The organism is Gemmatimonadota bacterium (assembly GCA_039715185.1).
Lineage (GTDB): Bacteria > Gemmatimonadota > Gemmatimonadetes > Longimicrobiales > RSA9 > DATHRK01.
This window is the reverse complement of record JBDLIA010000008.1, coordinates 1-12558: the sequence shown is the minus strand read 5'-3', so window position 1 is coordinate 12558 and position 12558 is coordinate 1. Positions and strand designations below refer to the sequence as shown.

General features: G+C 67.6%; 7 protein-coding genes. 5 read left to right on the top strand and 2 right to left on the bottom strand.

Annotated features, from left to right (window positions below; genetic code table 11):
* Nucleotides 1–5 precede the first annotated feature (5 nt).
* A complete protein-coding gene (locus ABFS34_02765; GenBank protein MEN8374351.1) occupies nucleotides 6–344 on the bottom strand; it encodes a hypothetical protein in 339 nt (112 codons plus the stop codon).
* Nucleotides 345–389: 45 nt separating this feature from the next.
* Nucleotides 390–2219: an EAL domain-containing protein gene (locus ABFS34_02760; GenBank protein ID MEN8374350.1), complete on the bottom strand. Its 1830-nt coding sequence runs from the start codon at nucleotides 2217–2219 to the stop codon at nucleotides 390–392.
* 286 nt (nucleotides 2220–2505) lie between these two features.
* On the opposite strand from ABFS34_02760, the gene ABFS34_02755 reads away from it, so the two are divergent.
* From ABFS34_02755 to ABFS34_02735, 5 genes are all read left to right on the top strand, one after another.
* Nucleotides 2506–4260 (top strand): ATP-binding protein, encoded by a 1755-nt coding sequence (locus tag ABFS34_02755; GenBank protein ID MEN8374349.1) that lies wholly within the window; start codon nucleotides 2506–2508, stop codon nucleotides 4258–4260.
* A complete protein-coding gene (locus ABFS34_02750) occupies nucleotides 4257–5618 on the top strand; it encodes a sigma-54 dependent transcriptional regulator (protein ID MEN8374348.1) in 1362 nt (453 codons plus the stop codon). Before ABFS34_02755 ends, ABFS34_02750 begins: the two co-directional genes overlap by 4 nt.
* 334 nt (nucleotides 5619–5952) lie before the next feature.
* Entirely contained in the window at nucleotides 5953–6951 is a 999-nt protein-coding gene (locus ABFS34_02745; protein MEN8374347.1) for a glycosyltransferase, read from the top strand.
* A gap of 353 nt (nucleotides 6952–7304) precedes the next feature.
* Nucleotides 7305–8534, top strand: coding sequence for a hypothetical protein (locus ABFS34_02740; GenBank protein ID MEN8374346.1), 1230 nt, complete (start codon nucleotides 7305–7307; stop codon nucleotides 8532–8534).
* A gap of 143 nt (nucleotides 8535–8677) precedes the next feature.
* A partial coding sequence (locus ABFS34_02735) for a PKD domain-containing protein (GenBank protein MEN8374345.1) occupies nucleotides 8678–12558 on the top strand: 3881 nt, incomplete at its 3' end.

Below are 12558 nucleotides of genomic sequence, written 5' to 3'. Positions count from 1 at the left end.
GGACGCTAGCGGAGGCGGTCGCCCAGGTGGTCTTCCGCGCCGCCGGAGTCAGGCTTGATGAGGTTCTTGAAGTACCCCCGGGGCGCCATCCCGATCGCGACGGGGACCCCGAAGAGGGTGAGGAGGAAGAAGAACATCGTAATCCGCCTCCCCGAGAACATTGCGGCCGACAGCAGCGCGATCCCCAGGACCGCCAGCCCCACCATGCGCGCCGTTCGAATCTGGTCCGAGGACCGGTCCCGCAGGTAGGACGCTGCCCAGGCCGCGCCCACGATCGCGCCCGCCAGGAGAAGGATGTATACCGCGCTTCCGAAGCCGGCCACCGCCGCATTGATCACACGCATCACGACCTCTCCACTCCCGTGTCCCCTGCGCTGTCGGGCGCCGATCTACTTTCCGCGCCCGCCGCCGCGTGCTCCGAACCTCGCCGCCCAGCGGCCTCGCTTCGCGGGGTCCGCGGACCCCTGACTCGCGGCGGTCGCTGCCCCACCTGCCTCCGGATCCGGATCCCCGGTAGGGGCCTCCGACCCGGATCGCCCTGCCGCATCGGCGAGGAATCGACTCGCCTTTTCGCCTTCCAGCGGGCCGGAGAAGAGGTTCCCCTGGCCGTACTCGCACCGGAGCACCCGTAGCTCCTCCAACTGCCCCGGAGTCTCTACCCCCTCGCCGATCACGTCCATACCCAAGTTGTGGGCAAGCGCCGCGATCGACCAGACCAGTCCCGAGTCGCTCTCGTCGCGGCCGAGCTCCCTGATGAAGGAGCGATCGATCTTGACGGTGTCGAACGGGTAGCGATGCAGGTACCCGAGCGAGCTGTAGCCGGTGCCGAAATCGTCGATCGACAGCCGCAGCCCCATAGTCTTCAAGGTCTGCAGCGTGCTGCTCAGCGACTCCGACTCGCCCATGATCGCGCGCTCGGTGACGTCCAGCGTGATTCCCTTGCCGGACCCCAGGCCGCTGCTAGCAAGGATGTCCCGGATGCGCTCCGCGGCGCCAGGTTCTCGCAACTGAGACCCCGCCACGTTGATGCTCAGGGTGAGCTGCGGATCGCGCGGATAATCGCGGCGCCAGGCTCCGAGCTGCCTGCACGCTTCCTCGAACAGCCACCAGCCGATAGGCCCGATCAGCCCCGTTTCCTCCGCCAGCGACAGGAAGGACTTCGGGTACAGGAGGCCACGGCTGGGGTGCTGCCAGCGCAGCAGCGCCTCGAACCCCGCCAGCCGATTCGTGGACAGCGTGACGATGGGCTGGTAGTGGACCAGGAGCTGCTCCTCCTTGAGCGCCCGTGACAGGTCGGTCTGCGTCTGCAGCAGCTCCTCCACCTCGGCGCGCATGGTCTCGTCGAAGATCTCGTAGCGTCCGGGTCCGAAGGACTTGGCGCGGTACATGGCGATGTCCGCGTCCCGCAGCACCTCCTCGGGGTTCTTGTAGTGCCGCTGGCCGAGCGCGACGCCGATGCTCGTGGAGGCGAACACCTCGTGGCCGCGCAGGTTGAGCGGCGTCTCCAGAACTTCGCCTATCCGTTCGGCAACGCGCTTGGCGTCGTCGACGCCGTCCACGGTGTCCAGCAGGATGGCGAACTCGTCGCCGCCCATGCGCGCGACGGTGTCGACCTCGCGCAGGCAGGACTTGAGCGCCGCCGCCACCAGCACCAGGAACTCGTCGCCCACCATGTGGCCCAGGCTGTCGTTGACGACCTTGAACCGGTCCAGATCCAGGAACAGCACCGCGAACTGGTCCTCGTCGCTCCGCTGTGCCCTCTGAATCGCGCGTTCCAGGCGGTCGCGGAAGAGGCTGCGGTTCGGCAGGCCGGTGAGCCCGTCGTGCAGCGCGTTGTGCTGGAGCTTGCGGATGCGGTGCGTCTGCGTGGAAACGTCCCGCGCGGTGAGGACGTAGCCCTCGGCCGTGTCCTGCGCGGACGCGGTCGCCGCCGAGACCAGGCACTGCACGTAGCCGTTGGAGCCCGCCCGCAGGCGCATTTCGCGACCCGGGACCAGGCCCTCGCCGGCCAACTCCCGCTCCAGCCGCTCGAAATCGGACGCGGACGCGAACAGAGCGGCCGCCGGACGCCCCACCAGATCCTGCTCGGCCCGGCCCAGGAGCGCGCACGCGGCCTCGTTCGCGGCCACAACTCGGCCATCACCGGACACCACCCAGGTGGGCTCCGGCATGCGCTGAAACAGTGCGCGAAAGGCTAAATCGTGGCCAATTCGGGTCACATCGGACGCCTATAAGGGCGACGCCGGGGGCCGGACCGAGGTCCCGCCGAGCGCGTCGCCACACTCGATTTGTCCGGCAGGGGGAAGAGCGTGCCGGGAAGAAAAGGCATTAACGGAGCATCCCCGCTAGCATTCTTGTTAGCAGTTCGCTCAAAGTACCATGCCTGGATGGGACGAACCAGACGCCGGTTCGTCACCTATGTTATGCCCTGAAGGGCAATTCGGGCGGCCCTGGAGCGCCGCCCGTCTTGCCGCGTTCCGCGGCCGCCAATAGCATAGCGATCCCATGAGCCTTCGTGGCAAGGTCCTGTTGCTCTTCGCGACGTTCGCGGTCGTCCCCCTGCTGGCCATCGGGTTCTTCGACTACTTCGATTCGGTCGCCGCGCTTTCTCGCCTGATCGAGGGCGAGAACCGAAACCTCGCGGCCCGGTTGGCCGCGGAGCTGGACCGCGGCGCCGGGCGCCGCGCCGACGAGGTGGCCGTGTGGGCCCAGGATCCCGCTGTCGTAGGCGGCAGCGCCGGGTCCGCCGAAGCCGCGCTGCTCTCGCTCGTCTCCGCCAACGCCTGGGTGGAAGGCGCTCAGTTGCGCGACGAGACGGGCGCCCTGCTGCTCGATCTACCCGTACCGCAGCCCGCCGCGCTAGACGCGTGCGTGGGCGGGCACCGACTGCTGATTCCGCTGCGCCGAGGGATCCAGGGCGGCGGCGAGCTCCTCGTCTACGCGCGCTTCGAGGACGTTTTCCCCGCCGAAGCGCGCCGCATGCGGCTGGGGTCGGAGGGCTACTCGGTGATCGCCGACCGCGCCTCCGGAGAGCTGCTCAGCCACGCTAGTTGCGAAGGGCTTCAGGCGGCCGCCGGCTCCAGGCTCGCGGGAGCGGTGCGGGAGGGCGCCCGCGGGGACGTCCGCTTCGCGGATCGCGGCGAGGGCTGGTTCGGGTCGTTCGCGCCGTTGGTGGCGGGCGACTGGGTGGTCGCGAGCGTGCTCAGGCCCACCGAGTTCACCGCGCCCTACGCGGACGCCCGTCTGGTTTACCTGCTCATGGTGGTGCTGATCACGTTGGGGACGGCGCTGGCCTTCAGCCTGCTCTTGCGCAGGGTCATGGGCTCTCTGACCGAGCTGACCCGCGCAACCGACCAGGTGGCCGGTGGAGACCTACAGCCGTGGCTGCCCATCCCGCAGAACGACGAGGTGGGTAGGCTGACGCTAGCCTTCGGCGACATGAGCGCGCGCCTGCGCGAGCTGATGCAGGAGATCTCGGTGGCGCGGCCGCTCGCCATGATGGCCGAATTCGCGCCCAACCTGGCGCACGAAATCCGCAATCCGCTGAGCTCCATCCGGCTGAATCTCCAGGAGCTTGACCGCGACGTCCGCAAGGGGCGTCTGCCGGACGAGATCGGCGAGCCGGTCACGATCTGCCTGCAGGAAATCAGTCGCCTGGAGACGGTGGTCCAGTCCGTGCTGTCGATGGCGCGGTCGGACGCCCCCGCCGAGGAGCCGACGGACGTGGAGCTGCACCGGCTGGTGCTCGATTCGACGAGGGTGCTCAGTCCCGAGCTGCGCGAACGAGGGGTGATGCTGGAGACAGAGTTGTCCACGTTGGGCGAAGGTATCCTCCTCGGCCGCCACGCCGACCTGCAGGGCGCGCTGATGAACCTGCTCTACAACGCCATGGAGGCCACGCCCCAGGGCGGTACGCTGAAGGTGAGGACGTCGTGGAATTCCGCGAGGAGTCCGGATGTGCTGCGGATCCACGTCGCCGACCAGGGGCCGGGCATCCCTCCCGAAACGCGCGAGCGCATCTTTCAGCCGTTCTACACGACCAAGGACGGCGGCACGGGCCTGGGGCTCTCGCAGGCGCTGAGGTCGGTGCGAGAGCACGGCGGCCGGCTCTACCTGGCCCGCCGTTCGGAAATGCTGGGCGGAACGGAGTTCGTGATGGAACTCCCCGCGCGACCCGCCGGGGCCGGGTCGGCTCGCCGCCCCCCAAGCTCCCCGGACGACGCGGGAGCGCCGGCAGACCAGGTGCGAGGAAATCCATGAGCGATGGCAGGCTCCTGGTCGTCGACGACGACGACGCGCACAGGAAGACGCTGACCGGCTACCTGAGCCGGCAGGGGTACCGGGTCGCGGCGGCGGACAGCGCCGAGCAGGCGCTGATGATGCTGGCGGACGCGGACCCCGAGGTGATCCTGTCCGACATCCGCATGCCCGGACTGTCGGGGCTCGACCTGCTGCGCAAGCTCATCGACAGCGAGCACGCCGCCGACATCATCCTGATCACCGCGTTCGAGGACATGCAGACGGCGGTCGAGGCCATGAAGATCGGGGCCTACGACTACCTGGTGAAGCCGCTGGATCTGGACCGTATCGACGCCGCGCTGGAGCGTTGCTTCTGGGAGCGCCGGAACCGGCGCCAGGCGGCTTCGGTGCAGGAAGCCGTCCCGGCGCTGGACCTGCGCAACCTGATGGTCGGATCCGATCCCAAGATGATCGAGATCTACAAGCTCATCGGGAAGCTGGCGGCGGTGCGGACTCCTGTGCTCATCCGGGGCGAAACCGGGACCGGGAAGGAGCGCATCGCGCGGGCCATACACGCGCACTCCCCGGCGCCTGACGAGCCGTTCATGGCGGTCAACTGCACGGCGCTGCCCGATACGCTGCTCGAGTCCGAGCTCTTCGGGCACGTGCGCGGGGCGTTCACCGGCGCGGTAGGGGACCGCAAGGGGCGCTTCGAGTTGGCGGGCCGTGGCACCATCCTGCTGGACGAGGTGGGCGACGTGAGCCCGGCCTTCCAGGCCAAGCTCCTGCGGGTGCTCCAGGAAAAGGAGTTCCAGCCGGTCGGCGCGGAGCAGCCCCGCCGGACCGAGGCGCGGGTGATAGCGGCCACCCACCGGCCCATGGAGGATCTGGTCGCCGAGGGCGATTTCCGCGAGGACCTGTACTTCCGGCTGCGCGTCATGGAGATCTCGGTGCCTCCGCTCAGGGAGCGGCGCGGCGACATCCCCGAGTTGGCCCGCCACCTCCTGCGCCAGGTAGCCACCGAGATGGGCAAGGGCGAGCTGGTCATCCCCGAGAACGTGATGGAGCGCCTGGTCACCTACGACTGGCCGGGCAACGTCCGCGAGCTGGAGAACGCGTTGACGCGGGCGGCGGTGCACGCGCAGGGCGCGATCGCGAGGGAAAACCTGTTCCTCGGCGCGACGGACAGGGCACCGACCGCCGCTCCTGACCTGGACGACCCGACGCAGGCCTCGCTCGAGTCGATGGAGCGCTACCACATCCAGCGCGTTCTCGCCAAGACGCGGGGCCACAAGGCCAACGCGGCGCGCATGCTCGGAATCTCACGGCCGCGGCTGAATCGCTTGATAGAGAAGTACGACATCTCGGTACCGTCGTAACGAAACGAAGGATCGCGAGCGTAACAAACCGTTTCGGCCGGGCTTACAGCGGGACGGCCGTTGTCGGCTAAGTTGTTTTACGGAAGCGCTTTGGAAAAACCCTCGAGGGTGGCACGCGACTTGTCTCTAGGAATGCCGCATCCAGTGACGGACGGTCCGGGGCGGCTCGCTGACGAGGGTGGGTCGTCCTGGCCGCCGTGTCGGTTGAGACCAGGTCCGGTTTCGGGGGGAGAGCGCCACGGTCGAAGCGTCCTGAGGCTGTAGTCGGGCCCGGGACAACGGCCTTGACGGGCCGAAGCTGCGGCCTGGTCCAACCGAGCACGGTGATGAGCACATGACCGAGCCCCGTTTTGTCGTCCTGATGCCCGTCCTCAACGACTGGGCCAACGCGGCCTCCGTCCTGGCTGAGGTTGACTCGACTTTCTCGGCACGGGGGTGGGCCGGCTCCGCGCTCATCGTCGATGACGGCTCCAGTGAGAACGCCGCGCCGCTCGACTTTTCGCCAGCCTCACTGCAGACGGTCGAGGTGATCCGCCTGCGCCGCAACCTCGGGCACCAGCGGGCGATTTCCGTAGGCCTGTGCCATCTCGAGCGCTCGAAGACTGGCGCACATGTCATCGTCATGGACGGAGATGGCCAGGATGCTCCCGCCGACATTCCTGCCTTGGTCGAAGAGTTCGAACGGCACGCGGGTCGCAGGGTCGTCTTTGCGGGACGCACGAAGCGACCAGAGGGCTCACTATTCAAAGCTTTCTACTGGCTTTATCGGGTCCTGCACCGTTTGCTGACCGGCAGGACCATCCGCGTTGGGAACTTCAGCGTATTGCCAGGACGAGCGGTGGGAGCGATCACCTGCTCCCCGGACGCATGGAGTCACTACGCCGCGGCGGTTTACCAGACCCGGCTACCAGTCGCGGTCGTGGACATTGCCCGTGCTAAGCGACTCAAGGGTCCGCCGAAGATGAAGTTCGTCGGGCTCGTCACCCACGGTCTGGCGGCCATCGCCGTGTTCGGAGACATCGTCAGCGTAAGGCTTCTCATCGCCGCGGCAGCCGCGAGCTTGGCCGCCGGCGTGCTCGTCGTTGCGGCCTGGGTGGCGGTGGCCACCGAGGCGGTCGAGTGGGCTGCTGGTGGCGTCTGGGCCGCGGCGGCGGCGTTGATTCTGCTGACCCAACTGAACGTGGGTGCGCTGGTGGTCGGCTTTCTCATCCATCGCGGACGTCGCGCGGCGCCGGTGATACCGAGACGGGATTTCGAGCACTTCATCGATCGAGTGGAGCACTGGAGCGGACGAGGGATCACTCCACGCTCCGGGGCCTCGGCATCCGCCTGAGGATGCCGGAAGTTCGGCGGCCCCTCTGGCCGGTCGTTACAGTGGGTCTGATGGGCTTCGCGGCCGTCGCACAGTTCCGGCTGCCCATCAACTTTGACGTTTCTTGGTACCTGTACGGCGCCTCCCGCATTGTAGAAGGTGCCACTCTGTACGTGGACTGGGTCGAGCCCAATCCGCCGCTTATTGTCTGGTTGAACCTTCCCTTCCAACTAGTCTCGACGTGGACCGGTATCCAAGCGGGGATATTCCTCCGCTTGGGGGGACTGGTCATGGCGGCGGGATCCGTCTGGCTTTGCGCGGCGTGCCTTCGCGATGCGCCGCCAATAGGGCCGCGCGGGCGAGACCTGCTGCTAATGGCGTCAGCATTCGTCCTCCTCAGCGTCGTCGACCACCATTTCTTCCAGCGAGAGCACGTCTTCCTGGCGCTCACCCTCCCGTACCTCTGTCTCGCCTCGGCCCGCCTCGCCCGGGTCGACGTACCTCTACCGTTGGTCGTTCTGGTTGGTGCAGTCGGCGGGGTCGGGTTCTGGCTGAAGCCGTTCTACCTGCCGATCTGGCTCCTGGTGGAAGGAGTGGTGGCGGTCCGCTTGGGAGTCCGGCGCTTGGCTCGGCCGGAAAGCATCGCGGTCGTGGCGGCAGGGATCCTGTATGGCGCTGCGGTCGCCCTGTGGGCCCCGGCGTATCTACGGGTAGCCGGCTGGGGGGCGACTCTTTATCGGAGCTACGGCGCTCGGATCTCCCTCGCCGAGATCCTTTTCGATCCACGTGCGTTGGCTGCCTACATCGTCGTCCTGTTCGCCATCCTCCTCAGGAAGCGATATCCGGTCGGGCCACTGCGCACCGTGTTGCTGGTCGCGCTGGTAGGCTACATCGGCGCGGTCGCCGCGCAGGGGAAGTCGTTCACGAATCACTGGTATCCTGCGGAGGGGCTCCTTCTCCTCGCCGGCTACCAGACTCTGGCGGAGGTGTCTGACGTCCGCTGGGCTCATCGGCTCCGAACGCTCCGTGTATGGCTGCTCTGGCCGGCCGCCTTCGCCCTCATCCTGCTCGCCGCAGCGAACGCGGCGAACACAACGAGTCGCTGGAGGGCGGCGTACCAAGCCGACCCGTTCTACCTGACGCCCATGACGGATTTTCTCAAGGCAGACGGCGGAGCCAGGTCGTTCTTCACAATCGGCGCCACGATGCGCTCGTCGTTCCCGCTCGCGCTCGCTGCGGACGTGGAGTACGTGTCCCGCTTCCACTCGCTTTGGCTGCTGGCGGGCTTGTACGATGGCGCCTGCCCCGAGCCATGCCGACCTTTCGCCTACAACGAGCCGGAACGGATGGGGCCGGCCGAGCGGTACCAGTTCGACGCTCTGGTGACGGATCTGATATCCTCGCAACCGGATGTCCTCTTCGTGGACCTCGTGCCGCCGAACGGCCTCGCGGGCTTCGATTACGTCGAATACTTCTCGCAGAGCGCACGGTTCGAGCATGAATTGGCCTCCTACCTCTTCATCGCCACGATCGGCGGGCGCTATCGGGCCTATCGGCGGGCAGGTCGCACGACACCCAGCGGGCGCGAAAAGGTTGCGAAGTGACCTTCGCACCGGACAACTTGTCCTATTGGGTGAGAGGCCAGCGCCGAAGGTTCCAACTCGCGGGCTCACGCACCGCGCCTCGACGTTCCCCCGGCTTCAGCTCGGTCGCCCTGTGTCAGGCCCACGACCTCAGGAGGCCTCAGGTGACGACATCGATGCCGCGCTACCGCGACCGTGATGGGTCGCGGATAGCCGGACTGTACGTTGTTGTTCTTCTAGCGCTGGCCACGGCGGCGTGCTCCGATCGCACACCGACGGGGATAGCCCCTGCGCAGCCCAGCCAGGCGCCTCCTGTAGATATTCGCGGGTCCAGCGGCGGCACGTTCGTCCCCGGGCAGATCCTGGTAGCGTTCGAGGACGGCACCGACGACGCCCAGACGGCTGCGATCCTCATGGCCCACGGAGCCTCATTCGGCAGAGCCTTAGCGGCTGCTCGATCGGGTCGTCCGCTGGCGAACATCGTGTCGGTGCAGAGCGGACGCGAGGTAGCGACCGCGAACGCGTTGGCGAAGATCCCCGGGGTGGCGTTCGCAGAGCCGGACTGGATCAGATCAATCGCCCCGGTCGCCAACTGCGATCCGTGTCTCACGCCCAACGACCCGTCATTCGGTCTCAAGTGGGACCTCCACAACGACGGCACGCTATCCGGTTTCTTCGGGGGTCAGGCGACGGAAGACGCCGACATGGATTGGCTCGAGGCGTTCGACCACCTCGGCCCGGAATTCGTCGGCGAGGCGCTGATCGGCATCATCGACACGGGCATTCGGTCCACGCACGAAGACATCTGCGGCAAGGTGATAGGCGGTCACAACTTCATCACCGGTCAGCCCGACGGGGAAGACGACCACGGGCACGGCTCGCACGTGGCCGGCATTGCCGCGGGCTGCGGTAACAACGGGGTGGGCGTTTCGGGCGTCGCCTACGGACCCAACGTGCGTCTGCTCGCGGCCAAGGTGTGCGACGCGGCGGGCAACTGCTCTTCCTCGGCGATCGCCGAGGCGATGACGTGGGTCGCCGACCAGGGCGCCGACGTGTTGAACCTGAGCCTAGGTGACCCGGTCTTCTCGGCCACCGAGCACGCGGCGCTTCAGTACGCGGTCTCTCAGGGTGTATTGCCGGTGTGCGCGGCCGGGAACGACGGGACGCCGTCGATCCTGTTCCCGGCTGCCAACCCGGAGTGCGTGGCGGTTACCGCCACGAACTGGAACGACGGACTGGCGAGCTACAGCAGCTTCGGCCAGGAGGCCGAGGTGGCGGCTCCGGGCGGCGACGGCGAGGACATCCTGGGCTCCAGCTTCATCCTTTCGCTCGGGGCCGGCGGCGACGCCGACTACACCATCAACGCTGGTACGTCCATGGCCTCGCCCCAGGTGGCGGGCTTGGCCGGACTGCTCTTCGCTCTGGGTATCCCGACCGCCGCGGACGTGCGCACCCGCATTCAGACGAGCGCCGATGATCTAGGCACACCCGGCTGGGACCAAAGGTTCGGTCACGGCCGGATCAACATCTTCAACGCGGTCGCCGACCTGACGCCGCCGCCGCCGCCGCCGAACGACACGCCGATCCCGTCCTTCAGCGTGACTCCAACGAGTCCGCAGCCCAACGAAACCGTCATCCTGGACGGGAGCGCGTCGGTCGACCCGGACGGCAGTATTGTCGACTGGTCCTGGGACTTCGGAGACGGAAGTCCGGCGGGCTCGGGCGACATCGTAGAGCACGCGTACACCAGCACCGGCGCCTACACCGTCACGCTGACCGTCACTGACGATCGCGGGCTCGCGGCGGGCACGTCTCAGAACGTGATGGTTGCCACCGGCGCGGGGAGCTTGGTTACCCCAACGCTGCGTTTGGACGCGGGAAGCCTGGGCCTGACAAATGGCGCGTCGGTCGGTACGTGGACCGACCCCGCGACGGGGCGGACGGCGTCCGCGCCTGGCGCTTCCGCGGAAGGGACGTATCTCGCCGGAGAGACCCCGAGCGGCACGCCGGTCGTGCACTTCCAGGGGAACGATCACTACGAGGTGCCCGACGAGGTGGCGCTCGAGATGGACGGCAGCAGTACGGTGCTGGCCGTTTATTCCGCAGACGTGTCCGGGCAGCAGATGTTCGTGGCGAAACACAGTGACGGTGGAACCGCAGGTGCATATGGCGCCGGGCTGACGACCGGCGGGGCCCATCTACTGGACAGGCCCTGGAAGGAAACCGGCCCGCGCGGCACGACGTCGATCGGTACGGGAACGTTCCACGTTGTGACCTACCGCATCAGTTCCGGAAACGTGGCCTTCCGGGTCGATGGAGTACCCGCGGGTGGTGGCAGCATCGGCGCCGGCACGCCTAGCAACCAGCCGTTGCGCATTGGCATGCTCCGACACCGCTCTCCGGTGGTCGACGAGTACTTCCTGCGGGGCAAGCTCGCCGATCTGCTGGTGTTCGACCGAGCTCTGGGAGACCAGGATCTGGCCGCGTGGGAGGCCGAACTTCAGTCGATCCATCTGGTCGACAACAACGTGGCGCCGACGGCGGCGATGACGGTTACGCCACCGGATCCGCAGCCCAACGAGACGGTTTTCTTCGACGGCTCGTCGTCGAGCGATCCGGATGGAACGGTGGCTTCCTGGAGTTGGGATCTCGGCGACGCCAGCGGTCTCCGCTCCGGGATGGTCGTCGAGCACACCTTCGCCGCTGCGGGCACGTACGACGTCACTCTGACCGTAACGGACAACAAGGGTGCTACGGACGTGCTGGTCCAGTCGGTGGTCGTGGGTCCGACCGCTGGTACTCTGCAGACGCCCAAGCTGCGTCTCGATGCCGCGGCCGTCGGACTCGCTGACGGAAGCAGGGTGAACGCCTGGCCCGATCCGGGAACCGGACGCACGGCGACCGCGCCGACCGCCTCCGCCGAGGCGTTGTTCCTTACGAATCAAACCCCGGGCGGCACGCCCGCAGTGCACTTCCAGGGGGACGATCACTACGAGGTGCCTGACGAAGACGCGCTGGACCTGCATGAGAGCAGCACCCTCGTCGTCGTGTACGCGCCCGATGTCATCACCCAGCAGGCGTTCCTGGCCAAGCACAGCGACGGCGGGACGGCGGGCGCATTACTGGCCGCGTTCGCATCGGACGGCCGCGCGTTCATCGACAGACCCTGGAAGGAGACGGGACCAAGAGCCTCTTCGGCGATTGGGGCCGGCGCTTTCCAAATCGTTTCTTATCGGATCGCCTCCGGGCGCGTGGAGTTCCGCATTGACGGTGCTCCCGCCGGCTCGGGGACGATAGGCAACGGTACGGCCACGGATCGACCGCTTCGGATCGGTATGATCCGGCACCGGTCGCCTGCCGTGGATGAGTACTTCCTGCAAGGGCGCGTGGCCGATCTACTCGTTTTCGACCGGTCCTTGGGCGACCAGGATCTGGCGGCCTGGGAGGATCAGCTCAGGGCGGTCCACATCGATGGGACGCCGCCGCCGAACGTGGCACCGACGGCGGCCTTCGGCTACCTGCCGGCGGCTCCGGAGACGGGCGAGGTGGTGAGCTTCGACGGCACGGGCTCGAGCGATAGCGACGGCACGGTGGTCGGCTGGAGCTGGGACTGGGGCGACGCGACGACCGCGGGCAGCGGCTCGACGCCGACGCACGCCTACGCGGCGGCGGGAAGCTACACGGTCACGCTGACGGTGACCGACGACGACGGCGCTACCGACCAGACGAACCAACTGGTGAGCGTTACCGATCCACCGCCGCCGCCGAACGTGGCGCCGACGGCGAGCTTCGGCTACCTGCCGGCGGCTCCGGAGACGGGCGAGCTGGTGAGCTTCGACGGGAGCGGCTCGAGCGACAGTGACGGCAGCGTGGTCGGCTGGAGCTGGGACTGGGGCGACGCGACGACGGCGGGCGCGGGCGCTACGCCCACGCACAGCTACGGCGCGGCGGGCGACTACACGGTGACGCTGACGGTGACCGACGACGACGGCGCTACCGACCAGACCTCTCAGGTGGTGAGCGTCAGTGACCCACCGCCGCCGCC